Annotated in this window: 22 protein-coding genes and 2 pseudogenes; 12 read left to right on the top strand and 12 right to left on the bottom strand. The window is 59.4% G+C overall.

The genetic code is table 11. The features are described 5' to 3' along the window. Window positions 1-105 precede the first annotated feature (105 nt). Together KHO31_RS16315 and KHO31_RS16310 are read right to left on the bottom strand one after the other, a co-directional pair. Entirely contained in the window at window positions 106-411 is a 306-nt protein-coding gene (locus KHO31_RS16315; protein WP_201076106.1) for a hypothetical protein, read from the bottom strand. Between the two features lie 263 nt (window positions 412-674). Beyond that, the gene (locus KHO31_RS16310) at window positions 675-1922 is read right to left on the bottom strand and encodes a LysR family transcriptional regulator (RefSeq protein WP_201076065.1); all 1248 of its coding nucleotides are present in this window, start codon (window positions 1920-1922) and stop codon (window positions 675-677) included. Between the two features lie 449 nt (window positions 1923-2371). Here KHO31_RS16310 and KHO31_RS16305 point away from each other — a divergent pair, with 449 nt between their 5' ends. The 4 genes from KHO31_RS16305 to KHO31_RS16290 all read left to right on the top strand — a co-directional run bounded on the left by KHO31_RS16305 (window position 2372) and on the right by KHO31_RS16290 (window position 5289). Next, window positions 2372-3217 (top strand): gallate dioxygenase, encoded by an 846-nt coding sequence (locus KHO31_RS16305; protein WP_201076067.1) that lies wholly within the window; start codon window positions 2372-2374, stop codon window positions 3215-3217. Further along, window positions 3214-3573, top strand: coding sequence for a protocatechuate 3,4-dioxygenase (locus tag KHO31_RS16300; protein ID WP_201076070.1), 360 nt, complete (start codon window positions 3214-3216; stop codon window positions 3571-3573). Before KHO31_RS16305 ends, KHO31_RS16300 begins: the two co-directional genes overlap by 4 nt. Before the next feature lie 163 nt (window positions 3574-3736). Continuing rightward, window positions 3737-4285 (top strand): carboxymuconolactone decarboxylase family protein, encoded by a 549-nt coding sequence (locus KHO31_RS16295; RefSeq protein WP_201076072.1) that lies wholly within the window; start codon window positions 3737-3739, stop codon window positions 4283-4285. Between the two features lie 143 nt (window positions 4286-4428). Beyond that, window positions 4429-5289: a helix-turn-helix domain-containing protein gene (locus tag KHO31_RS16290; protein ID WP_201076074.1), complete on the top strand. Its 861-nt coding sequence runs from the start codon at window positions 4429-4431 to the stop codon at window positions 5287-5289. A gap of 150 nt (window positions 5290-5439) precedes the next feature. On the opposite strand, the gene KHO31_RS16285 is transcribed toward KHO31_RS16290, so the two are convergent. From KHO31_RS16285 to KHO31_RS16270, 4 genes are all read right to left on the bottom strand, one after another. Continuing rightward, window positions 5440-6633 carry a porin gene (locus KHO31_RS16285; RefSeq protein ID WP_201076075.1) on the bottom strand — a complete coding sequence of 398 codons (1194 nt, stop codon included), beginning with the start codon at window positions 6631-6633 and terminating at the stop codon, window positions 5440-5442. A gap of 181 nt (window positions 6634-6814) precedes the next feature. Next, window positions 6815-8182, bottom strand: a complete 1368-nt coding sequence (locus tag KHO31_RS16280; protein ID WP_201076076.1) for a c-type cytochrome — start codon at window positions 8180-8182, stop codon at window positions 6815-6817. Next, window positions 8179-9957, bottom strand: coding sequence for a GMC family oxidoreductase (locus KHO31_RS16275; protein WP_201076077.1), 1779 nt, complete (start codon window positions 9955-9957; stop codon window positions 8179-8181). The genes KHO31_RS16280 and KHO31_RS16275 overlap by 4 nt, the downstream gene beginning before the upstream one ends. Beyond that, window positions 9957-10688, bottom strand: a complete 732-nt coding sequence (locus KHO31_RS16270) for a gluconate 2-dehydrogenase subunit 3 family protein (protein ID WP_211623709.1) — start codon at window positions 10686-10688, stop codon at window positions 9957-9959. The genes KHO31_RS16275 and KHO31_RS16270 overlap by 1 nt, the downstream gene beginning before the upstream one ends. 668 nt (window positions 10689-11356) lie before the next feature. Between KHO31_RS16270 and KHO31_RS16265 the strand changes: the two genes are divergently transcribed. The 6 genes and pseudogenes from KHO31_RS16265 to KHO31_RS16240 all read left to right on the top strand — a co-directional run bounded on the left by KHO31_RS16265 (window position 11357) and on the right by KHO31_RS16240 (window position 19293). Then, window positions 11357-12598 (top strand): ammonium transporter, encoded by a 1242-nt coding sequence (locus KHO31_RS16265; protein ID WP_201076079.1) that lies wholly within the window; start codon window positions 11357-11359, stop codon window positions 12596-12598. Between the two features lie 177 nt (window positions 12599-12775). Further along, window positions 12776-13678: a LysR family transcriptional regulator gene (locus KHO31_RS16260; RefSeq protein WP_201076080.1), complete on the top strand. Its 903-nt coding sequence runs from the start codon at window positions 12776-12778 to the stop codon at window positions 13676-13678. A gap of 106 nt (window positions 13679-13784) precedes the next feature. Continuing rightward, complete coding sequence (locus KHO31_RS16255) at window positions 13785-15761, top strand: aconitase family protein (protein WP_201076082.1); 1977 nt, start codon at window positions 13785-13787, stop codon at window positions 15759-15761. 136 nt (window positions 15762-15897) lie between these two features. Next, a pseudogene (locus KHO31_RS16250) lies at window positions 15898-16371 on the top strand (MFS transporter); the annotation flags it as partial. Window positions 16372-16632: 261 nt separating this feature from the next. Then, on the top strand, window positions 16633-18039 hold the full coding sequence (locus KHO31_RS16245) for an MFS transporter (RefSeq protein ID WP_201076084.1): 1407 nt from the start codon (window positions 16633-16635) through the stop codon (window positions 18037-18039). A 930-nt stretch (window positions 18040-18969) separates the two neighbouring features. Continuing rightward, entirely contained in the window at window positions 18970-19293 is a 324-nt protein-coding gene (locus KHO31_RS16240) for a hypothetical protein (RefSeq protein ID WP_201108374.1), read from the top strand. Window positions 19294-19383: 90 nt separating this feature from the next. Here KHO31_RS16240 and KHO31_RS39705 read toward each other — a convergent pair whose 3' ends face one another. The 5 genes and pseudogenes from KHO31_RS39705 to KHO31_RS16220 form a co-directional block, all read right to left on the bottom strand. Beyond that, on the bottom strand, window positions 19384-19512 hold the full coding sequence (locus tag KHO31_RS39705; protein ID WP_268962505.1) for a hypothetical protein: 129 nt from the start codon (window positions 19510-19512) through the stop codon (window positions 19384-19386). A gap of 50 nt (window positions 19513-19562) precedes the next feature. Then, entirely contained in the window at window positions 19563-19700 is a 138-nt protein-coding gene (locus KHO31_RS16235) for a hypothetical protein (RefSeq protein WP_201108373.1), read from the bottom strand. Window positions 19701-19914: 214 nt separating this feature from the next. Beyond that, a pseudogene (locus KHO31_RS16230) lies at window positions 19915-20043 on the bottom strand (DUF3455 domain-containing protein); the annotation flags it as partial. Between the two features lie 23 nt (window positions 20044-20066). Next, on the bottom strand, window positions 20067-20468 hold the full coding sequence (locus KHO31_RS16225) for a hypothetical protein (protein WP_201084409.1): 402 nt from the start codon (window positions 20466-20468) through the stop codon (window positions 20067-20069). A gap of 809 nt (window positions 20469-21277) precedes the next feature. Beyond that, the gene (locus tag KHO31_RS16220) at window positions 21278-21508 is read right to left on the bottom strand and encodes a tautomerase family protein (RefSeq protein ID WP_201084408.1); all 231 of its coding nucleotides are present in this window, start codon (window positions 21506-21508) and stop codon (window positions 21278-21280) included. A 74-nt stretch (window positions 21509-21582) separates the two neighbouring features. On the opposite strand from KHO31_RS16220, the gene KHO31_RS40020 reads away from it, so the two are divergent. After that, complete coding sequence (locus KHO31_RS40020; RefSeq protein WP_201139253.1) at window positions 21583-22062, top strand: winged helix-turn-helix transcriptional regulator; 480 nt, start codon at window positions 21583-21585, stop codon at window positions 22060-22062. Window positions 22063-22267: 205 nt separating this feature from the next. Then, the gene (locus KHO31_RS16210; RefSeq protein WP_201108371.1) at window positions 22268-22738 is read left to right on the top strand and encodes a hypothetical protein; all 471 of its coding nucleotides are present in this window, start codon (window positions 22268-22270) and stop codon (window positions 22736-22738) included. An 864-nt stretch (window positions 22739-23602) separates the two neighbouring features. On the opposite strand, the gene KHO31_RS16205 is transcribed toward KHO31_RS16210, so the two are convergent. Then, window positions 23603-24670, bottom strand: a complete 1068-nt coding sequence (locus tag KHO31_RS16205; RefSeq protein WP_201084405.1) for a hypothetical protein — start codon at window positions 24668-24670, stop codon at window positions 23603-23605. Window positions 24671-25216 lie beyond the last annotated feature (546 nt).

Here is a 25216-nt window from a genome sequence, read left to right as displayed (position 1 = left end):
CCACCGGCGGCGGAATGGCCAGGGCCTCACGCCCCGTATCCTTTTCCTGACGATGTTCCGCATCGCACCGAATAAGCAGCACGAGTGCCGTCATGCCGTTCAACGTCAACCGGTTGCCCCGCACGTGACGTTGGGCGCGGTGTACGGTGATGGGTACTCAGACGTGGGGCCGCTGAGCAGGCGCAATCGGGAAGTCGCCAATACGTCGGCTTCCGTTGTTTCGCGTCGGGTGAGCGTCGTGCTGGAGTCGCGCACGGCGGTCAGGGGCTCGTTCACCGCGCAGTCCAGCGTTTTGCCGTCGGAAAGACGCACCGTCGTCGAATAGGCGTAGTCCGGCTGCGCGGCCTGGCAATTGACATTCCAGAGCGCGGCGACCGCGAACAGGGCGAACAAAAGTGGTTGGCTCTTCATAATCTGCTTCCGTTGTATTGATCGTCACTATTCGACCAAGGCGGCAGCAGCATATTCTGGCCATCTTTGTAATTCAGAATTCCAGTTTCCAGTGGTTTTGCCGCGCTAAAGCTAGCGATACGGCAGATGCCCCGGTATGTGCGAGGGTTATGAGAGAGCGCGAAAGCAGCGCGGCGCCGGTCCCGGGACTCGCCTCATTAGCCAGGAGTTTGTGCGTGCGACTTGCCGCAATCACCGATGTGAAAGCCCCGCCGGCGCAGCGACTATTTAGCGGTGGTACTGATCGTCCGCGTGGCATCGACAACCGACAGGCGGATCGCGTCGATCAACGCACGCGCGGCAGGTGAGGGCGTGCCTGCCGCGCGCACGGTCAATCCTATGTCGCGCCGGGTGTTGTGCAACTGCACGCCGAGCACCGCTAGCTGGGCAGATTGAACCTCATAGTGCAACTGCTGCGCCGACAGCGCCGCGACCATGTCCGTGCCGACCAGCAGCCCGCGAATCACCGCAAGGTCGGCCGTCTCGACGGTGGGCATGGGCGGCTTCACTTTCATTCGCTTGAACTGCGCTTCGAATAGCGCGCGAGCCGGCGCATTGCTGCGCGGCAAGACCCACTGCGCGTCGCGCAGATCCATGATGGTCAGATCGCGCGCGTGAGTGAGCGGGTGATCGTGGCGCACGAGAAGCACCATGTCCTCCGACATCAGGCGCTCGTTCTTCAGGCCGCTGCTGGCGTCGTTGTCGCGCAGTGCGCCGAGAATGAAGTCGATATCGCCCGCACGCAAGCCCGCGACCAACGCCTCGTAAGCGCTTTCGTCAGTAACGACCGTCACGCCTGGATGCTCCGCGGTCATTCGCGCGATCGCCTTGGGCAGAAGCAGCGTGCGCCCGAGCGGCAACGCGCCCACAGTCACCGCACCCTGAATCTTGCCGTGCAGAGCGGCAATATCGTCGGGTACATGCCGTAATTCGTTCAGCGCGCGGCGCACGTGAAGCAGAAACGTCTCCCCCTCCGTTGTGAGCAGGATCCCGCGCGGGCCGCGATGAAACAGACTCAAACCGGAGCCGCTTTCCAGCACCCGAATCGCGGTGCTCACTGCCGGCTGACTGATGCCGAAGGTCTTCGCCGTACTCGGCATATGCCGATGCCGCGCCAACGCGGTGAAAAGCTGAAGCCGCCGGGTGTTGAGCAGATAAGCCGGCAGCGCACCTTCCGCGGTCGGCCGCCGACGTGCCTGCCTCGCCAGGCACCACTGCGCGAGTTCTTCCAGCTCGGCGAAGATGCGCTCGCAACGCTGCAGCACGGCGCGGCCAACCGGCGTCGGGAGCATGCCCGAGGGACCGCGATCGAAGAGGGGCTCGCCGAGCACCGACTCCAGTTCCTGAACCGAACGAGTCACCGCCGACTGGGCGCGAAACAAGGCCGCTGCTGCACGCGTTGCGCTACCCATATCGGCAACGAGTCGAAATGCGCGCAGTTGCGCCAGGTTGAGAAGTTCTTTGTTGCTCACGGATGGTGTCGCGCTGGTTCGCGGATGTTTAACGCGCTCGCGATCGTGTGCAGGGTGATCTCGTTCATGGGTCTCGACTCATTTGACGCCATCAAGTATAGCGACGCATCAGGTCTCGCACCACGCTTGGCAAGCGGCTTGCGACTTCGTTTCATGGGCATCTGTTTTGTTTATCGCGGGCAGATAGCGAGGAAGATGTGCCGGGACGCGATACGCTCACCCGGGATACCCAAAATCCTATATCCGGTGCGGCTTCCGGCGCTTATCCGACCACCGGCCACTGGCATTCAGGGCGCTTGCGGGCAATTTAATCGGTGTGAATGTGGTTTACCCGCACTTTCAGCAAACCTGCATGATCCATATTGTTGTATCCCACGATGGTTGCAATCGCGACCTATCCGATTGACGCGCGCTTGCGCACAGCACGAAGCACTGAAAGGCAGCGAGATATGGCAAGGATCATTGGTGGAATCGGCACGTCGCATGTGCCCACGATCGGCATGGCATACGACAAGGGTAAGCAGAACGATCCCGCATGGGCGCCGCTCTTCAAAGGCTACGAACCGGTGGCCAGTTGGCTCGCCGAGCGTAAGCCGGACGTGATGGTCATGTTCTACAACGACCACGCCAATAGCTTCTTCTTCGATTGCTATCCGACTTTCGCGCTAGGCGTGTCGGCCAATCATGAGTTCGCGGACGAGGGCGCGGGCAAGCGCCCGCTGCCGGACATCGCGGGCCATCCCGACCTGGCTATCCACATTGCGGAACAGCTCGTCAACGACGAGTTCGATCTGACGATTTTTCAGGACCGTGCGCTCGATCACGGATGCAATTCGCCGCTCTCGCTGATGGTGCCGCATGACGGCGGCTGGCCGATGTCGCTCGTGCCGATGGAAGTCAACGTGCTGCAATATCCACTGCCCACGGCGAACCGCTGCTACCGTCTCGGTCAGGCGCTGCGCCGCGCGATCGAGTCGTTCGAGCAGGATCTGAGTGTCGTGGTGGTCGGCACCGGCGGCCTGTCTCACCAGGTCCACGGCGAGCGCAGCGGTTTCAACAATACCGATTGGGACATGGAGTTCCTCGATCTGATCGTCCATGACCCGCAGCGTCTTGCCGCGATGAAACATGTCGACTACGTGCGCCTCGGCGGCGCGGAAAGTGTGGAGACGATCATGTGGCTGGCGATGCGCGGCGCGCTGGGGCCGAAGGTTCGTGAGCTGCATCGCAACTATTACCTTGCGACGAGTACCGCGATGGCCGTGACGCTCTATGAAGATGAGGTGGCGCAATGAACCCGCAACTGATCGGCGTCGAAGAATTGACGGGTACGTATCCGTTCGATATCCGCCAGAGTATGAAAGCAATGCGCCTGAACCGCTTCTTCTGGCAGATGCGCGAAGCACCGGCGCGCACGCTCTGGCTGGAGAACCGGACTGCCGCCTACGATGCCGCCGGCCTGACGGCGGAAGAACGCGGGCTCGTCGACAACGCGGACTGGATCGGCCTGATTCGGTATGGCGTGTGTTTCTTCGTGCTCGAGAAATTCGCGCGCGTGGTGAAGATCACGAATCTCGGCATGTACGCCAGCATGCGAGGCGAAACACTCGAAGCGTTTCTGAAATCGCGCAGGGTGCCGGAAGCGGTGTAAGACGGCTCGCCTCGGCGCTGCATCCTCCTGGCGGCTTTTCATTTCGATACCGGGAAGACGCAAACCTATTACATCCGAGGTAATTGGCGAGCCGCTCGCATCCACCTAATCTTCGGTCATCGCACAGCTCATCCCGAGCAGCGTTCATGATCGAGGACACACCATGTCGACGTTTCACATTCATACGATTGAATCCGCACCCGAACAATCCAAGCCGGTGCTGCGGCAACTCGAGCAAAACTTCGGCCTTATCCCCAACATCGCGGGAGCCATGGCTGAATCGCCGGTGCTGATCAGCGGCTTCATCGGTATTTTCCAGAAGGTTCATTCGGGCACCTTTACGGAAGCGCAGATACAGACGCTGTTGCTGACTAACGCGGTGACCAACGCCTGTTCATGGGCGGCTGCATTTCACACCGCGCTTGCACTGAAAGAGGGACTTTCACCCGCCGACGTCGAAGCGATTCGCGACGGCCGTGCGCCTGCCGATCGCAAGCATGCGGCACTCTCGACCTTGACGAAAACAGCGATCGAGAAGCGCGGACACCTGAGTGACCATGACGTGAACCAGTTTCTCGAGGCCGGCTTCCGTCAGGACCAGGTGCTCGAAGTTCTCACGGTAGTGGCCGCCTCGACGATTACGAACTACGCGGGCAACATCACCAAGCCTCCTCTGGAGGCACCGTTCCAGGAATACGTCTGGAACGCGTAGATCCCGTCTGGAAAGACCCGGTCAGCGCGAGGGAGTATGCTGACCGGCGCGGTTCGATCGACCGGTTGGTGCCGGGAATAGATGATTCTCCGGCGCCGCCGATCGCCAGACCTGATCCATACCGACTTGCGGATAAGAGAGCGATGAATCCTGCGAATCCCGAAAGGAAGACGCCGCCGAATGACCTCGGCGCGTTGTTGCGTCACTGGAGAGACATGCGCGGCATCAGCCAGTTGGACTTGTCGTTCAATGCGGGTGTCTCGCAGCGGCACATCAGTTTTATCGAAAGCGGCCGCAGCGTGCCGAGCCGCCAGATGCTGATGGATATCGCTCAGACGCTCGACATTCCTCTGCGCGAACGCAACACGCTGCTACTGGCAGCGGGCTATGCGCCGACGTATGCCGATAGCGCCTGGAACGCACAGGAAATGCAGAGCGTCACCCACGCGCTCGGGCGCATGTTGCGCCAACACGAGCCGTTTCCGGCGCTCGTCATGGATCGCTACTGGAACGTGCTGTTGACCAACGATTCCGCGCCGCGCTTTTTCAATTGCTTCATCGACATGGCTGCGCGCAAAGGGCCACGCAACATGCTGCATCTGATTTTCGATCCAGATGGGATGCGTCCGTTCGTTGCCGATTGGCAAGCGGTGGCGAATAGCCTGATTCAACGCGTCTATCGGGAGTCGGTCGGTCGCGTGGTCGACGATCAGACGCAGGAGTTGCTTGAATCGCTACGTGCATATCCGGATGTGCAAGCTGATTTGAAGCCGTCCCAGCGTACCGCGGGGAGCGGGTCCGCTACTACAGCAGCCATGCCGGTGATACCCATTGGCTTCGTCAAGGACGGCAAGGTCCTGAACTACTTTTCAATGGTCGCAACCGTAGGCACACCGCAAACCGTCGCGGCGCAGGAGCTGCGCATCGAATGCATGTTTCCCGCAGACGACGAGACAGAGGCGCGACATCTTGAGATGATCAGCGCAGTGCAGCAACAGCAATGAGCGCGAGAGGCAAGCCGATCACTACGGCTGCTTTCTCACCAATCCACTGCCGGAAAGTCGCTGCAATCGCTCCTGGACAGTGGTGACGCATTCCAGCGCGGTGGGCAAAGCAGCGGCGCCGGCCAACCGCTCCGGCGCCGCACAAGCTCATCAGAACCGGTGCCGCAAACCAATACTCACGATCGCCTGCGACTGCGTGTCCGACGAGTGGCCGTTGCCCTTGTCGCTGACCGACGCCGTCGCCGCGACCGGATTGCCGAGCGCATCCAGCGTGATACCGGACGCGTGCTGATAACCGCCCATCAGATAGACCGTTGAACGTTTCGAGAGGTTGTACTGCGCACCGAGCGTCACGTTGTGATACTGCGCGCGCTCATCCACACCTTCCACTTCGCCGCCGCGCGTATAGCTATAGCCTGCGAACAGTTGCACGGCCGGGCGGATCGTCCACTGCCCGAACACGCCCGCGATGTTGAACGTCGCATGCCCGTTGAACAACGAATCGGCGCCCGAGCGGTATTGCACGTTGCTGTAGTTGACACCGACGATGGCCGGGCCGAAATCATACGTGGCGCCTGCAGCCATGATCTGTTGCGATTGCGCGCTCGCGTAACCTTCATTGATCGACGAATTGAAAAGGCCGTCGTCCGTGCCACTCCATTTGCCGTACGTCGAGTCCTTCGGCCCGTTCTTGCTGTTATCCGAACGCTCGTAGCCGACACCTACATGCAGTGGGCCATTGTCGTACCCGGCACCCACGCTCCATGTATTCTGCTGCTTCAGGCTGCCCGGCTGACCGCCGAAGCCATACAGCGCACCGAACGTAAAGCCCGAGTAGTTCGCGCTCGTGTACTTGATCGAGTTGTTGACGCGCGCGGTCTGATCGAGATCGTCGATGTCGCCCGGATGCGCGCCGTAGCCGCCGACCATGGCCACCGGCGCGACAGGCGCGACGAAGTCGTTCAGCGAGGTGTACTGACGACCGAGCGTGACTGTGCCGTATTGCTGGCTGCCGATGCCGACGAACGCCTGGCGGCCGAACAGCCCACCGTTCTGACCGGTTTTGCCGTTCGTGACGTCGAAGCCGTCTTCAAGCAGGAACAGCGCTTTCCAGCCGCCGCCGAGATCTTCCTGGCCCTTGATACCAAAGCGGCTGCCGGAGAGGTTGCCGCTCGTTACCGCAACGTTCGAGTGTCCCGTGTAAGCGCCGGTGGAGCCGATGCGCTCGTTGCTGCGATACGTGATACCCGCATCGACGATGCCGTACAGCATGACGGAACTCTGCGCGGACGCAATGCCGGCGAAAGACAGCAGCAGGGGTGCAGCAATCAATTGCTTTTTCATCTTGGTTATAGCTCGGTTGGATCGTCTATCTCAAGTCGCCTGAATGGCGATCTCTCTTTTTTCCGCACGCACGCGGTCCGCTCCTGAACAACGGAGCAGATTGCGTGAAGCGGGGGAAGCGGCTTGCGCGGCTCTTGCAACGCGTCCTGACCGCGGACGTGTTGCAAGAGCGGGCGCGATACTAATGGCTTAGCGCAGCGCCGGGTGGCATGTCGGGCGCATGCACGGTGACGGTCTTGCGGACCTTCGCGACATCCGTCGCGCTGACCGTCGAACCGGTGTTGCCCCAACTGTTGCGCACGAAGTTCGTGACGTCGGCGACTTCCTGATCGTTCAGGCGCCAGCCGAACGCCGGCATGGTGAACGAGGACGGCGCGGTCTTCGTGCCTTCGAGCGTGTTGCCGGCCAGCAGCACATGAATCAGCGAGGTCGCGTCCTTACCCTGCACGACCGGATTGCCGCCCAGTGCCGGGAACACGCGCGTGTAGCCACGGCCGTCGCTGCGGTGGCAGGCGGTGCAGTTGTCGCGGTACACGGCGGCGCCCTGCGCCGTGGCGTTGCCTGTACGCAGGGCGTGAGCCGCCGTATCGTCGTACGCGTACGGCGTTTCCTTCGGATCGGTCGACGGCAGTGTCTTCAGGTAGCGCGCGATCGCGGTGAGATCGGCATCGCTCATGTGCTGCATGCTGTGCTGCACGACGTCCGTCATGCCGCCGAATGCCGCGCTGTGCTGCGTGCGTCCGGTCTTCAGGAATTGCACGAGGTCGGCTTCGCTCCATGCGCCGATGCCGGTGCGCGGATTGCCGCGCAGGTTCGACGGAACCCAGCCGTCGATCGCCGCACCGCCCGCGAGAAACACCGAGCCGTCGAGATCGCTCAATGCGCGTTCCTGCATCGTGATTGCGCGGGGCGTGTGGCAGGCGCCGCAGTGGCCGAGGCCTTGCACGAGGTAAGCTCCGCGTGCGATCACTGGATCGGCATAGTGCTTCGCGTCGAACGCGACGGGATCAGGCGCGAACAGATAACGCCAGATGCCGAGCGGCCAGCGCATCGACAGCGGCCAGACGATATCCACCGCGCGGTTCGCCTGGTTCACCGGCGCGACCCCTTGCGTGAAGTACGCATACAGCGCGTGCATGTCGTCTTCGCTCAAACGCTCATACGAGGGGTACGGCATCGCCGGATACAGCGTGTCGCCGTTCGGCCGTACACCTGCACGCACCGCGCGATCGAACTGCGCGAAGGTCCATGAGCCGATGCCTGTATTGCGATCGGGCGTGATATTGGTCGAGTAGATCGCGCCGATCGGCGTGTCGAACTTCAGGCCGCCCGCGAAGGGCTTGCCCGATTGCGCCGTGTGACACGCAATGCAGTCGCCCGCACGCGCGAGGTATTCGCCGTGCGCGATCAACGCCGCGTCGGCTTGAGGTTGGGGCGTTGCTGCTTGCGCGGCGAGCGGAGCGGACAAGATAGCCGCCGCGCAGAAAGACGCTGCGCCCGCGCGTTTGAATGCCCGCCCCAGGCGTTTGATATCGATGTTTTTCTTCATACGCTCACCAGCGGCCCGGGATTCTTCAGATACTGCGTGCGAATCGCCCGCGCCGACCAATAGGCGAGCGCGGCGACGAGGCCGGTAGGGTTATAGCCGATGCCTTGCGGGAACGCTGAGGCGCCCATCACGAACACGTTGTGCACGTCCCAGCTTTGCAGGTAACGGTTCAGCACGCTCGTCTTCGGATCGGTGCCCATAATCGCGCCACCGACGAGGTGAGTCGTCTGGTAGCGGCGCGAATCGAAGTGCGCGCCGAATTCGCGCGTATAGACGTTAATGGCCTTCGGTCCCATCTGTTGCGCGATCTTGTGCATCTGTCCGGTCACGTATCGCGCCATCTTGATGTCGTTGTCCTTCCAGTCGAAGGTCATGCGCAACAGCGGCTGGCCGTATGAATCGCGATAGGTCGGATCGAGGTCGAGGAACACGTCGCGATACGACATGTTGGAGCCGTGTGCATCCATCGAAATCGTGTGCGCGTAGTGGTCCTTTACCGATTTCTTCCAGTCCGTGCCCCAGTTCGGCGTGCCGGCCGGTGTCGCGATGCCGCTGATAGGTTTGGTGCCGGCCTGATTCACCCACAAGGGCGAGCCGCCGACAAAGCCGAGCGGGCCGTGATCGAAGTTGTCGGCATTGAAGTCGTCCACGGCGACGCCGTTGCCGCCCGCGCCGATGAACGGATTGGTGAAGGTGTCCTTGTCGAAGAACGCGGTGATCGTCGACAGGTTCTGATACGCGAAATTGCGGCCGACTACGCCTTCGCCCGAGATCGGGTCATACGGCTTGCCGATGCCCGACAACAGAAGCAGATGAACGTTGTGATACTGGAACGCCGCGACGATCACGAGATCGGCCGGCTGAAACACTTCGCTGCCTGCCGGATCGACGTACGTCACGCCCTTGGCGCGTTTTTTCGTGTCGTCGAGTTCGACGCGCAGCACATGGCAACGCGAGCGCAGTTCGAAGTTAGGCGACTGCTTCAGCGCCGGCAGGATGTTCAGATTCGGCGATGCCTTCGAATACATGTAGCACGCGTAGCCGCTGCAGAATCCGCAGAAGTTGCACGGTCCCATCTGCACGCCGTACGGGTTCGTGTACGGACCCGACGTATTCGCGGAAGGCAGGCGGTACGGGTTCAATCCGAGTTCGCGCGCGGCCTTGCCGAAGCGCTCGGCCGAATATGTGTTCAACTGCGCGGCGAGCGGGAAGTTGTCGCTGCGCGCCGCTTCGAACACGTTGCCGTCGCCGACCACCTTGCCGTTGACCTTATAAGCCTGGCCCGAGGTGCCGAACACTTTCTCGGCGAAGTCGAAATGCGGTTCGAGTTCGTCGTAGCTGACGCCGTAATCCTGGATCGTCATTCCTTCGGGAATGAAGCGCTTGCCGTAGCGTTCTTCGTAGTGGCTCTTCAGACGCAGCTCTTCCGGCGTGATGCGGAAATGCACGCCCGACCAATGCAGCCCCGCGCCGCCGACGCCTTCGCCCGGCAGAAACGCGGCAAGCTGCCGATAGGGCAGGGCCGTATCGCCGACGTTATGACGGATCGACACGGTGGTCTTGGAGAGATCGAGGAAGAGCTTCTTGCGGACGTTGTAGGTCAGTTCGTCGATCGTGTTCGGATACGCGCCGTCCGGATAGGTGTCGCGATATTCGCCGCGTTCGAGCGCCACCACTTTGAGGCCCGCCTCGGTCAGTTCCTTGGCGAGGATCGCGCCGGTCCAGCCGAAGCCGATGATCACCGCGTCGACGTGCGGTTTGGTTTGTGTAGTCATCAGGTGCGCTTTCCTTCAATCGACACGGGGCCATACGGATAGGCCTGGCCGTTCTGGTTGACGAAGTCCATGAAATCGGCGCGCGCGCCGGGGAAACCGATCATCTTCCAGCCGCCCATGTCGCGATTGCCGCCGTGGATCGGATCGCAGAAGTAGCCTTCGCGGGTGTTTTGCAGCAGCTGGCCGAAGAAGACGCCAGCCGGGACTTCCGCGAGATCGATCGATTCTTTCTCCAGCGCGGCGAGCACGGTGTCGCGCGTGGGCGCGTCGAGGGCGTCGAACGGATGCGAGTAGGTCTTCGTGCAGTAGGCGTTCACCGCAGCGATGCCGAGCCGGTACAGATCGCGCGGCACGAGCTTCAACTGATAGCCGAGTTCCGGCACGCCTTGCGCGAACGGCCCTTGCATGTACCAGAGCGCGCCGTGCGCGTACGGCGTATCCATCTGCCGGTCGATGAATTCGGGTACGCCGGCTTCGACCGCACCCGGGCCTTCGCTGTCCGATGGAATCAGGCGATCGACGGCCGCATGGATGAACGCCCATTCCTTCGCGTCGAAGAAATGCGGCTTGTAGTCGGCGCCGGAGGCCTGGCCCGCGGAGGCGGCACCGTTCGAGCCCTGAACGGTTGTGGCGGATTGCTTGACTTCACAGCCGGCGAGGGTCCCGGCGGGAACCAGCGCAATGGCCGTGCGTAAGAAGCCGCGGCGGGAACTGAGAGGAGATTGAGCCATATTGTTCTTTATCACGAGATGGGAGCGCGCCATGACGCCCCACGGACAGTCGTCGGATTTCGGCGCCATGGTAAATGGAACCGGTTCCAAAGTCTTTTTACTTTTTTACAATAAGCTGTTTCGCGAAGTGATGAAATGTCGCTTCGTAAGAAATATCTCTTTCAAATCATAGGAGTTTTTGGGTCGGGATGGCGGACGCGGTGATTGCTGTGGGTTCGTGAAGATTGACGCGAAAAAGCGACGCTTTTGCGGACGCATGGCAATCAGAGGCCGGTCGACCTCGCATGACGGCGACGCGCAGACTCAAACGCATCGCGCCCGGTTCGTTGCCGAACGCCGCGTAGGTTCGATGGGGTACCCGATGTTGCGCCAGGCTCAATCGAGCCGGTCGAATGGACGTGGTTTACCCGCGCTTACAGCGCGCTAACGGTGGCGAACGGTCGCCAGCAGTGGCCTGCAGTGGCCATATGGCTAAGGTGAATCCCACTATATTGGCCAGCCGTATTGCGCCGCATCCGGCGCGGGACTACTTTTCGGCTGCCACAAGCGCGCGAAAACAGATGAACCCTACAAATTGCAAGCAAGTTCCGCACTGAAGGGCTCTTTTTCGACGCCAGTGCCTCGCGCTGCCGGGGCACATGTCACGACGATAATCAAGGAGACAAGCTGTGCTTCCTGCAACCATGCCGATCAACGTCGGCAATACCGCTTTCATGCTGCTCTGCGCGAGCCTCGTCATGTTGATGACGCCGGGTCTCGCGTTCTTCTACGGCGGCCTTGTCGAGCGCAAGAACGTGCTGGCGATCATGATGCAGAGCTTCATTTCGCTCGCATGGACCACTGTGCTGTGGTTCGCGTTTGGCTACTCGATGTGCTTCGGCCCAAGCTGGCACGGCATCATCGGTGACCCGACCTACTATGCGTTCCTGCGCGGCATTACGCTGCAAAGCATGTACACGGGCAACGATGCGGGCATTCCGCTGGTGGTCCACGTCGCCTATCAGATGATGTTTGCGATCATCACGCCGGCGCTGATCACGGGTGCGTTCACCAATCGCGTGACGTTCAAGGCGTACTTCCTGTTCCTGACCGGCTGGCTGGTACTGGTGTATTTTCCGTTCGTGCACATGGTATGGAGTCCGGATGGTCTGTTCGCGAAGTGGGGCGTGCTGGATTATGCGGGCGGAATTGTGGTCCACAATACGGCCGGATTTGCCGCGCTAGCGTCGGTGTTGTATGTGGGGCGGCGTCAGACTGTCACGCACAAGCCGCATAACGTGCCGTTGATCGCGCTCGGCACGGGCCTGCTGTGGTTCGGCTGGTACGGCTTTAACGCCGGCTCCGAGTTGCGCGTCGACGCCATCACGGCTTCGTCTTTCCTTAACACCGACGTCGCCGCTTCCTTCGCTGCCATTACGTGGCTGCTGATCGAATGGGCCAACGCACGGCAACCGAAATTCATCGGCTTGCTGACCGGGTCGGTCGCCGGCCTCGCGACCATCACACCTGCAGCCGGCTATGTGTCGTTGAGCACCGCCGCCGTGATCGGGATTTCTGCGGGGGTGATCTGTTACTACGCTGTTGCGCTGAAAAACCGGCTCGGCCTTGACGACGCGCTCGACGTTTGGGGCGTGCATGGCGTGGGTGGCCTGGTCGGCACCGTTCTGCTCGGCGTGTTCGCGTCGAAGGCGTGGAATCCGAATGGCGCGGACGGCCTGTTGCTGGGTGGCGGCGCTTTCTTCGTCAAGCAATGCGTGGCGGTGCTCGTGTCCGGCGTCTGGGCGTTCGTGTTCACGTGGGGCATGTTATGGCTGATCAACCGCGTGACACCCGTTAAGGTGGGTGACGCGGCCGCGCAGCACGGGCTCGATACTGAGTTGCATGGCGAAGTGGCTTATCTGGACGCGTAAGCATCAGCACCAGGTGAGAAGAGAGCGGGACGCTTGCGTCCCGCTTTTTTTCGTCCCTATTGGAACGCGAGGGACGCGACGCGCGCTATCAACCGAATCAATCCGGAAGCGGGTATGAGGCCAATGAGCGCCTCTATGCTAGCGTTGGGTCTGTGCCCAATGTGAAGCGCAACATCCATGGAAAATCTCCTCAAGAAGCTCGACCTCACCTCGTTGCGCCTGTTCGTCGCCGTCTGTCAGGAGCAGAACATCGCGCGCGCGGCTGAGCGCGAGTTCATCGCGTCTTCCGCGGTGAGCCGGCGTATCGCCGAGATCGAAGCAATGATCGGCTTGCCGGTGATTCAGCGGCAGTCGCGCGGTATTACGGTGACGCCGGTCGGCGAGACCGTGCTTCGTTATGCGCAGGCGATCATCGGCAACATCGAACAGATGAGCGCCGAGTTGTCGCGCTTTTCGTCGGGAGCGAAGGGGCGGGTGCGGCTGGTGGCGAATCTCTCGTCGATCGTGCAGTTTTTGCCGGAGGACGTGGCGGCGTTCGGGCGCGTGTTTCCGGAAGTGTCGATCGAACTGGAAGAGGAGAACAGCGCGGACGTGCTGCGTATCGTCGGCGAGCATGGCGCGGATTTCGGCATCTGCAACCCGGTGGCGGGCAGCGAAGCCTTCCAGCAGGTGCCGTATCGGGAAGACCGGCTGGTGGTTCTGGTGCCGGGCGGTCATCGTCTCGCTGACGTGCCGCGCGTGGCGTTCGAGGCGTTGCTTGCCGACAGCTTTGTCGGCCTGCGCAGCGAGAGCGCGCTCACGCAGCTTCTCGCGCAGCAGGCGGCCAGCGCGGGCCGGCAGCTCGACGTAAAAATCCGCGTCGGCAGCCTCGATGCGCTGTGCCGGATGGTCCATGCCGGCCTTGGCATAGCCGTCGTGCCCGAGCAGGTCGGGCTGCTCTACGTGAATGCGCTCGACGTGCGGTTGCTGTCCTTGAGCGACGCCTGGGCGGTGCGGCATCTCATCATGATCTTCAAGTCGCGTGATCAGTTAAGCGCGAGCGCAGCGGCGCTGGTGGGCTTTCTCGGCAGCAAGCCCTAGCCCGCGGGACGCCCCGCATCATTCTCCAAACGAGACGTCTGCCTTGCTGGACCGGCACTTCGGCATCGCTGACGCGCGCCGTATAGTGAGCGCAAGGAGAATGCATATGAGCGACACGATTCGTCTGGACGGCCGCGTGCTGTACCTGTCCCAGGACCCCGCGGTGATCGAGGCACAACTCGCCGGCAAAAATTTCACGCGCGCTACCGCAGGCGCGCTGCGCGATAACGTGTCTACCGACGAAATCACGCCAGTCACCGTCATGCTGACTTATGACGAGCGCCTCGGCCAGTATCCATACGTCGGCTTCAAGGCGGGCGAGCGCCTGCCGATCGGCCGCCATGCGGTCAGGGACGGCGGCTTCCAGGTGACCGTGGCGGGTAAGCGCTACGGCAAGGGTTCGTCGCGCGAATCGAGCCCGCTGGCGGAGTTGTCGGCGGGCATTCGTTTGATCGTCGCCGAGAGTTTCGAGCGTATCTACCAGCAGAATTGCGACAATATCGGCATCCTCACGACCACCGATTTCTCCGTGCTCGATCGTCTGATCGCGGGCGAGGCGGTGCCGATCGACGAGTTTCTCAAAGGCCGCGATGCGCTCACGCAGCAGATCATTCGCAGCGGTGGCCTGCTTGCGTACAGCAAGTTCGCGAACTGGCCCGCGCCGCGCGTGCGGGAGATGGCCAACGCGGCAAATGCCACCAGCGCCACCAGCGCCGCAAACGCCGCTGAGCCGAAGACGCTGGTCGAGAAGATCATCGAGCGCCATCTTCATCCTGGCATTGAAAGCGCGCGGCGCGGCGATGGCGTGTTCATTGCCGCCGACTGGCGCTTCAGCCACGACTACTTCACCGGCATGTGCGCGCATCTGATGCATCGCGCGTTCGGCAAGCCCGCGCCGCTGCATGCGCCGGATCACATCATCGCGTTCCAGGATCATCTGGTGCTTGCCTCGCAAAGCATTCCGCACGTCCGCGATGGATTGCTGCCGGGCGTCGCCAATCTGATGGAAGGGCACACGTCGTTTTCGCGCGATTATCCGGTGCGCTCGCACGGCGCGCTCGATAACTCGCCCGGTTCTGAAGGCATCTGCCATGCGCTGATGGCCGAGCAGTACGCGTTGCCGGGACAGGTCGCGTGCGGCACTGACTCGCACACGCCGCATTCGGGCTCGCTCGGCTGCCTTGCATTCGGTGCAGGCGCAACGGAAATTGCCAATAGCTGGGTGACGGGCTACGTGCGCTGCAAAGTGCCGGAGACGCTGCGCATTGAAATCGACGGCGCCTTGCGCGACGGCGTCACCGCGAAGGACGTCGTGCTGCATCTGTTGCAGATGGACGCGATCCGCTCGGGCGATGCGATCGGTCTCGTGTTCGAATACGGCGGCGCGGCGGTACGCGCAATGTCGATCGACGAGCGCGCGACGCTGACCAACATGGTCGCCGAGCTGGGCGGCTTCACGGGCATCGTGGAACCGGACGAACGCACGGTGGCGTTTCTGAAGGCGCGCCGCGGCGTCGATTTCACCCTTGAGAACTGGATGAAAAGCGATCCAGGCGCCACGTATCGCGACACGATCCGCATCGACGCCACCGCGATCGAACCGATGCTCGCGCGTCCCGGCGATCCGGGCAACGGCGTGCCGGCGCCGCAGCTGGAGCAGGACGTCGCGATCGATATCGCGTATGGCGGCTCATGCACGGCGGGCAAGCGCGAAGACTTCGACTTCTATCACGAGGTATTGCGCTGGGGCGTGGAGCGGGGCATGCGCGTGCCCGAAGGCACGCGTCTCTTCCTGCAATTCGGCACCATGGCAGTGCGCGCGTATTGTGAGAGCCAAGGCTATTTGCCGGTTTTCGAGCGTGCGGGCGTGACGCTCGTGATGCCGGGCTGCGGGTCGTGCGCGAATTGCGGACCGGGGCAGTCGGCCAATGCGAACGAGGTGACGATCAGCGCGATCAACCGCAATTTCCCTGGCCGTTCCGGGCCGGGCAATGTGTGGCTCGCGAGTCCGTACACCGTCGCCGCGAGCGCGCTGGCCGGAAAAATCACCACCTTCGAACAATTGAAGCACGCACGCGGCTAGAATGCTGGCCGGACCTTGTGGCCCGGCATCGTGGTGCGCGTGACACGCGAAAGTACGACAGCCCGGCACAAGACCGGGGCCGGCGAGCATCATCGTGCATCGCCAGCATGACCCGTATCACCAGGAGACAGACTATATGGCATCCCCCGATCACGCCGGGTCCGTCGCGCGCAGCGCCGGCGGCGCGGCGTCTTCCGCAAACGCGACTGTGCGGGTGGCCGAGATGACGCTCGACGCCGGCAGCATCTCCGCGCGCCTCGACCGGCTGCCCGCCACGCGTTCCATCTGGAAGCTGGTGGTGCTGCTGAGCCTCGGCTTCTTCTTCGAACTGTACGACCTGCTGTATTCGGGCTATGTCGCGCCTGGCCTCGTCAAAAGCGGCCTGCTGACCGCGACGACGCACGGTCTGTTCGGCTCGACCGGTGTTGCGAGTCTCATCGCCGCGTTGTTCAGCGGGTTGTTCATCGGCACGATCGCATGCGGTTTTCTGGCGGATCGCTTCGGACGCCGCGCCGTTTTCACGTATTCGCTGCTGTGGTACACGGCGGCCAACGTCGTGATGGCCTTTCAGGACACGGCGACGGGTTTGAATTTCTGGCGCTTCGTGGCCTGTGAGTGTGGAATTAAGGGGGTTAAGAATGGATCCTCTGGCTTTGCTGTCGGCCTCGTCGGGCGATAAATCTGAATTTTTAACCCCTCGTTGTTGCCGGCAAATCAAGCTTTTTGATTTCATAGTGTGAAATCCAGTGCTTTGCTGCACCGCACTTTTAAATGAAAGTCGAAGACGAGCGGCATTGATTCCCCGCGCTCAATCGCAGTTCTCAAGCAGTGAATAGCGTCGGACATCCGACTATCTGGAAACTGATCAATTATGAGCACAACAAATTTGGACCCAAGCACCTGCATCGTCGATGCAGGTGCAATTTCGGCACGGTTAGATAGATTGCCGCCTACCCGGACCATTTGGAAGTTAGTTATCCTGTTGAGTCTGGGGTTTTTCTTTGAACTCTACGATCTTCTGTACACCGGTTACGTCGCGCCTGGGCTGGTGAAGAGTGGCCTCCTGACGTCGTCGACTCACGGCCTCTTTGGTTCTACCGGAATCGCGAGCTTTATTGCTGCACTGTTTGCGGGCTTATTCGTTGGCACTATTGCGTGCGGATTTCTTGCCGACAGATTTGGAAGGCGGTCAGTCTTTACGTATTCTTTGCTTTGGTACGTTGCAGCCAACGTCATCATGGCCTTTCAACAATCGGCTACCGGTTTGAATTTTTGGCGCTTCGTTGCGGGGATCGGCATTGGCGTCGAGCTGGTGACGATCGGCACGTATATTTCCGAACTGGTGCCCAAGCAGATCCGAGGGCGCGCGTTCGCATGCGAGCAGGCAGTCGGCTTTACGGCGGTGCCGGTGGTGGCGTTCCTGTCGTATCTGCTGGTGCCGCGCACATTGCTCGGCTTGGACGGCTGGCGCTGGGTCGTGCTGATCGGCGCGCACGGTGCAGTGTTTGTCTGGTGGATTCGTCGCGCGTTACCGGAAAGCCCGCGCTGGCTCGCACAACAAGGGCGTCTAGCGGAAGCGGATCGCGTAATGACCGAGCTAGAAGCGAAAGTGCGCGCAGAGTATGGCCGCGAATTGCCGCCGCCCGCGCCGCCGATGCCGGTTGCACCGCGTGGTAGCTTCCGCGACATGTGGGTGCCCCCTTACCGCAGCCGCACGCTGATGATGACGATCTTCAACATCTTCCAGACGGTGGGCTTCTACGGCTTTGCGAACTGGGTACCGACGCTGCTCATCAAGCAGGGCATCACGATCACCACAAGCCTGATGTACTCGAGCGTGATCGCTTTGGCTGCGCCAGTAGGTCCGGTTATCGGGCTTTTCATCGGCGACCGGTTCGAGCGCAAGACTGTGATTGTGGTGATGGCTGCCGTGAATATTGTCTGCGGGCTGTGGTTCAGCCAGGCATCGGGCGCGGTGCTGCTGGTGAGCCTCGGGGTGTGTCTGACGCTTGCCGGCAATATCATTTCCTACAGCTTCCATGCCTACCAGACCGAACTCTTTCCAACCAGCATTCGCGCGCGCGCGGTAGGGTTCGTCTATTCATGGAGCCGTTTTTCAGCGATCTTCACAGCGTTTTTGATTGCCGCCGTGTTGAAGCAGTTTGGCACGACCGGCGTGTTCGTGTTCATCGCCGGTGCGATGCTGATTGTAATGCTCGCCATTGGGTTGATGGGGCCGCGTACGAAGGGTATTGAGCTGGAGAAAATTTCTCAATAGCCTGCAGGAGCGAAGCGGTGGAAGGGCTGCTGGCAGCGGCCGCAAAGATCGATCCCGTTAATTGACAACGCAGTCTTCGCGAACCAGATGAACTATAGCTTTTTCATGCCAAACGAAGTTGTACGTCGTGATGTCGGTTTCGTCCGGCGGACTGATATCACGATGGTGAATATGGCGAGAAAGGGTACGCGGGTATTGCTTGATTGTTACCTTCCATTCTGTCCAGGCTCTCGTTTCGATGTTTGGCTTGGGTGACGAGAATCTTCAAGTTAATTCCGAGCTTTTCTTCGCGAACCGTCGATCACGGTTGCTGCAAAACAAAGACACATCGTTCGAGGTGGGCCGCTACCTCATCGGACCATCAAAAAAAGTGCGCTGAATCAGCTGGCTTAGCACAGCCCTGATAATGGCTGGAACCTTTTAAGATGAAGTGGCCACGCGTTATTTTCTTGGGTGCTGGTATGGGCGCACAACAAAGTCTGCACCAATCGCTAACGACGCGTTAACAGACAACAAAGTCTGCTCCAACGGCAAAATACGCGTTGCGGTGCAACATTTGAGATAGGAAAGAACTATAAGGGTGCCAGATGTTCCCTGCATAAGGACGCAACGCAGGGTGCGTCGGACGACAGTGGGCGCTGCTTTGAAAACTCTGCAGGCGGCGGATCGCTTCGTCCAGTTTTCTCGAATATGGGGGAAATGCCACGACGCCCGTGATGGTCATGCGGTAGGTCGCGCCATTCCTTTTACACCTGGCGTAATCTTGACTCTGGACTGGCAGAAGAGGGCTGCTGCGAGCGTCCGGCAGCATTGCCCAGCAGGGCCAGATTCATACCGTATATTCCGGGTTTCCACGTTCGAGCTTGATAGGGATCTTGAACGTATCGACCGCGTCCTACAAATCACCACCTCGTGTTTTTTGAGGCGAAAATGATGAGGGCACCTGACGACTTTCCGCGTGATGCCGCGCCTGCCGCGCTCGCTGGCGCACAGCCGAAGCTGGCGGCGCGCATGATCAACGGCCGGTTTGTCGTCGGACTGACCGAAGAAGAGCGAATGGAGCGATGGCAGATATGCGAGGACCTGGCGCAGCAACTGGTTGTGCCCGCCCGAAAGGGCGCGGCAAAGTACCCGCAGAATTCTCACGATGTGGTGCTGCAGCGCATCTGGGAAGCTATCGCCGGCAAGGACTGGTGCAGCGTAGTCGAAATGAACTGGATAATTGCCCGGTTGCGCGAGCTGCTCAGATGGTGATCCCTCATCGGGTAACTATGGGTCGCCAATCGTGCGAGGCATTCATTACGTGTGCATGGAGCGTCTCGGTACGCGCTAAAGTTTGCGGAATCACTGCCGACATTCCGGGACGAAGGCGTCTATGACTCTGACCGGGTTGTCCTGTCCGATGTAGTCATCGACACATTCGGGAAGTAGTGCGACCTGCTTGCGGTCATCGCCTTCGACGAATTGCTTCATGAGTCACTCGGTCTCAGTGCGTTGATTCAGCTTAGGCGATCAATGCGTTTTCACATCCATCTGAGGCGCGTGCCGCCGATCGGCGACAGGCAATGAGCGGCCAGCAACGGACGTTCATTCGGGCCATTGCGTGGACGTTTGAATGTCGGCTTCGCCGCTGACAGCGGGCCTTGGTCGGACGATGCCATCTGGAGCTCGTTCGGCTGAAGCCGATATCGGGAGATCGGCGTTGGTGAGGCCGCTACGAGTTCGCATTTTGACATTCGCACGTTAACAACCGCGAATGGGAGCCCTCGCACCAAACGGTTTGACCGCGCGGTGGAAGTGCCGGGCAAGACAGGCACCATTCGGACCAATATCGATCCCCTGTGCAAGCACCTTCAGTCGAAGGCGCGGCGCCTATTATCGATAGAAAACGTAATCCGCAAGATAGGGTGAGCTACCGATTTCGTGTTCTGCCGGACACGGTGCGGTCGGCATCAGCCCTCCGACGGTATGCACTCGCTGCACATACCAGACCACCGACAACGTGCCGACGCCGGACGTGCCTCGAGTTAAGGCGCTTGTGGAGGTGGGGGATCCCCTGACGAGGGCTTGCTGGAGTCGGACGAGGGATCCCGCGAAGAGGCATTTTGGGAAGCCTCCGGACTAGTTGGTGCTAAGACAAACTTCCGTGCAATTATCATCCCCTCCAAATTGGCCTGGATGAGTGGAACGTTGAGTTCAATTGCAAGTTCCTGAATTTTTTCATCCGGAACTCCGTTCTTCTTCAAGACTGTTAAGGTCTTGGATACCCCGTCAAGGTATTTGATCATGTTCTCAATCTTCTTGGCCTCGCGGGTTTCTGCGAGCAAAGAGACCCGATAGACAAATCCGGAGATAAGTTTCCAATAACGCTTCAATCCAGCGATTCGCAGCGCTGCAGCCTTAATCAGCGCGGGCCAATTATGCTCCATGATCCGCTCCTATCCGGCATTTCCATCTGCATAGTGATTGGCGTCCGTCGCTGCAGAAGCAGCGTCCGCCGCTGCAGAAGCAGCCGCTGCTGGACTTGTTGCTGCTGCCGGCTCTGACACTGGAAATCCAAGCTGACTTAGTACGTCAGGATGATCGAACGACACGCCTATAGCCGGCGCCAATTTCCGAAGGAGGCGGGACAGCAAGGTCGCGGCCTCCGTTTCGTCCAGTCCACCAATCTCAGCTGCGATATTTGACTCGGGCAGCTCTTCCGCCAAGCTGCTGAGTCGTTGAAATTGGTCCTCAGGTATGCCGTTCTGGATTAGGAACTGCCGAAGGTGGGCGATCCTCACGATAGACCTCGCGCATAAGCTAAATCTGAAGCAGTTATACCCGAAATCCGAGAAGTTGAGGAACGGATTTCGCCTCTGTATCGAGCTGGAGCGACTTTGCGCCGTGGCCATCCCAGCCGAGCGCCTTGACTGCGAAAACATTAGCGTTCGTTCGCCTTCGAGTAGGCTTTAATAGCCAGAAAACTGCGGAGGAAGCCACTAAGTCAGCCCCGGCACACCATCGTGGTATCGCGTGGTACCGTGTACTTGCGATCATGGTGTTTGGCGGCCAGACGATGCTTCGTCCTACTCCACATAATTCGATGGCCGGATACCTCCGGACGAAAGGGGCGGCGACAGACAAACCGAACCTAATGCTACGGCGCCACAACTCGACTCTACCGTCTTGAGTCGGTCGTCGTCGGGCTCAGTGCGGCCATGAACGGTCATTCGAGGTCAAGGCGAAAAGCAGTCCTCTATGCGATTGGAGGGAACTTTGACGCGATCATTCCGGGCGTAGGAATCACGCCCCCAATGCTCCATTGCGAGGGTACATGCTCGTCGAGCTTTACCCACACTGACGAGCGAAATGACGGATCTCCATGCCCCTCGATTTCGACCATCAAATCAGTGATTCGCCTGAGCATCTCGGCTTTCTGGTCATCCGAGAGAATGCCGGTGATCGTGTGCACGTGGACAAAAGGCATACACCACTCCAAAGAAATTGAGTAAAATATCTAAGTCTGATTTTCAGACTTAGATTAGCACTGGAGGACGGAGTGTGTCAAAGGAAGCATCACTAAACGCTGGGAGACAGCGAAATCGCCCGCTCGTTGCGATAAACGAATGCGGTCTTGCACATGCGGCCGGCCTACTCGGCGATCGTTGGGTCTTGCTGATTCTTCGCGAGGCGTTCTATGGCGTGACACGCTTCGACGCGATACGCGAAGACATTGGAGCGTCAAAACATGCGCTGAGCAGTCGGCTTGATTTGCTCACGAATGCTGGCATTTTGATTTCGCGCCCGTATCGGGAGCCGGGGGAGCGAGAACGGAACGAATACGTTCTTACAGAGAAGGGCCAAAGCCTTGGGCCAGTGTTGCTCATGCTCCTGGACTGGGGGCAAACATATCTTCAGTCGTCGGGCAGGCGTGTCTCCCTCATCGAGCGGTCTACAGGGCAGACGGTGAAAAATGCATTTGCGACTGAAGATGGTCGCATTGTTGTCGGGGCAGATATCACATTGCAGATTTGCTCATAGTTATGTCCTTCGAATGGCCGCTTTACGCAACGGCGACCGTCCCTTCAGGGTCGTCCTGAGCCGGTCGTCGTCGGACTCAGTGCGGCCAGGAGCGGTCGATCGACAGCCTAGGCTATATCGAAGACAATGGCCCGCGAATCGCACTCTGAACTTGGCGTGACGGCATCGGCTGGGACAGACGGAACCACACATAAAGATAGCGACGATGAAAATACTGGGGACAATTTTGTATCTGTTCGGGATATTGGGCGGCGTGACTGCGCTTTCAATCACGATCGGTTTATGGCAGGAAAAACCTGTTGGCCTGCCATGCCATGTGGTTGGCCGGGATGGGACGCTGTATGTCCGTGAGGGATTCGGCGGAGTGAGAACATTCCTGGTCAACGAAGGCAATTCGTTTCTGTTAGCGGCGCAAGGCGCACATACTCACGGCCCGCTCCCAGTGGAGATTCTGCAAGGTCTGTCGTCCGGCTCTGTCTTGCATGTGGAGTTTTGTGGCCCTCAACCGGTCCGTTTAACTTCGAACGGCGGCGAAGTCTACAAACTTACACAAGAGCGAGCGGAAGAGAACGTTACACACGGCGTGATATCGACGGCACGCGTCACCGCGTTCTGTTTCGTAATCGCCATATTGGGCTTCTTGATGGGACGACGAGCTTCGACGTCTGACGTGTAATTGCGCTGTTTGGCGCAGCGGCAACTTTATTTGCTGTCGGTAAGGTTGTACTTCCGGCGAAAATGGCGGCCTGCTGCGAACCAGTACGTTAGGCCTGCGATGGCACCCGCAACTGCGAATACGTTTGCGATTGAATGGAATTCCTGCCAAAACGTCGGGGGCGGTGGAGGGTTTGGGGGATCTGTGTACCACGTCCAACCAGATGTTGCCGAGATTACGGGAGTGACAGCGAGAACCGCTAAACCACATCCCACAAAGACATAAAAGAAAGGGTTTCGAATACGGTACCGGGAAGCTAGGAGGTTGAGCAGAACGCACGGCAAAGCGGAAAAGAACGCCGCTGGTAACCAAATGACGCCGATAAGACCGCAGTCTGAAAGAAGAACTAAAAGTGTTTGCCAGAGGGGGTAAAGCAGCCCACCCAAAGCTCGCTGTACGATTACATGCGGAAATCTTGAGGCGATGATATAGGTAGTGGCTGCCGTCACACTGAGCAGATAGGCCACTGTGGCGCGCACGGCCGATGGATGCGGAAATACGCTGTCTTGGTTCATCGCGGCTGATGGTTCGATCATGGCTGAGATGATAAATCGAATGTCCGTTATGCGGACAATCGGATGACCCTTGTGGGTCGTCTGCGGAAGTTCGGCTTTCAACCAGGGATCGCGGTGTTCGAGGCGACCTCGTATTTCCGGGTTCGGCCAATTTCGGCCGGTCGACAGCAAGGGCTGGATCGTTGGCAATCGAGCGCTGCGTGCTACCCCGGCCATCTGCTGAATCAGGCCGCTAAAGGAAACATACCTTCACGAATCTCTCGCACACATTCGATCGTAATGTGTCGGAAAGCGCCCAATTTCGGCATTCCTATCGGACCGGGTGACTCTCCGTTTCGATCGCGTCGGACCGGTAGTAAGCGCGGCCGCGTACAGGCCTACTACCTAATACATCCGACACCGCGAATTCCATCGAGAAAGAGTTCGTACCCATCAGGACATCGCGTTCCATTTCGCGAAGATCGTAAAGCTGCAACCAATGCCGCCGCAAGTGCGATGCCATTTTGCGTGTCGCCCGAGCCGTTCCGCCTCCGACCAGTAGCGCGACTCGCTCCCCGGGCAAAGAAAGTCGGGCAATCAAACCAAAGCTGCCACGCTGAGCTCCACTCGAGACGGAACTCTCCTCAGCGCCCCATCTCCGGAGCTGCTCGGGAGACGTGTTTTCCATGGGGGCGATTTCGACGTGCCTGTCGCCTTTGTTTGCATCTTCTAAGGTTGATAGCCTAAAGGACCGGTCCGCATCTAATGATTTATTTAACTCAGTGGAAATCGCGTTAGAAAATAGTCCGACCACGATGAATGTCTTGCATTCGCGAATTTCCTTGTGCCGATCGTCGTCCGTATTCGTTTTTCCGAAAACAACTTCCCACACGTCATCATCAAAAAATATCCTTGGCACAGGCATCTGATGTTCGGCAAACATTGCCGAAATATGCCGCGCCGCGACAAGATCGTCGATTGATACACAAGCCCGATCCAGTTCTTTTACTTCCTTCAGGCATAGGCTATTAACGCCGGTGTCTTGCGAGACGCCGGTCGAATTTTCAATTTTGAATCGCGGAAGAACGATGATGGCTTTTCGACTTGGGGGCAGAAAAAAGAAGCCAGTGAATTTTGCCTTCGTTTTCTTTCGTACCAAATCACTATAGAAGTGAATGGAAAGTGGCACAAGAGCCGCCGCCAGAATTGAGCCGAAAACTGCAAAAAAAGCATTAGCTAATCCTCTCGCACTATTTAGCCACTGGGGGGAATGGATCCATTGCGGTAAAAATTCGTAAACGACAGCTGATGCGCCTACAAGGATCATCAGTATTGTTACCACATACACACGTTTTCGCAGGTCTCGAGGGTGTAGTTCTAGGATCTCATTGTAAGCCATCAGCATTATCTCGCAAGAAATAAAGAGGCCGTTTGAAAGCAAAATGTGAAGCCGCTTTGTGGCGCACTCACGAAGATCGCATTTGGAGCGATTTCACGTAAATGAATTATCAGCAACAGTCCGAGCAGCATAGATGCTGCACAAGGTTTGTTCCATCGCTCTGTGTGCGCTGGAACACATTCGATTAGATACACAGTGTGAAATTGGTCGGGCGGGCGATGGATCTCACGAAGCGACCAAGTCAAGGTTCCCGGTTTGCGCATAGTCCGGGTGCAGATGCAGTGAAATATGCAAACAGACCATTCTGCGTTGTAACAATAGGTCCTTGTTTCACGGTCACGGCCATAAGCTACTTGACGGCCGAGTTGGTCAATCGTCCTGAAAAGCGCGGGCGTGAACGTCCGCTGTGCAGCGTGAAAATTGTCCGCTCAGGGTCGAGCTTGTGTGAAAACGCGCTGATCGCCTAAACTGGATTAACGCATTCAGCATGGGTGACCGGATGAAGCGATTCATAGAAGGTGAAGATCGCAAGCAGGTGACGCTGCT

It is taken from the genome of Paraburkholderia domus (assembly GCF_905220705.1).
Classification (GTDB): Bacteria; Pseudomonadota; Gammaproteobacteria; order Burkholderiales; family Burkholderiaceae; genus Paraburkholderia; species Paraburkholderia domus.
The sequence above is the reverse complement of the archived record's forward strand: the minus strand, read 5'-3'. Positions and strand labels throughout refer to the sequence as shown.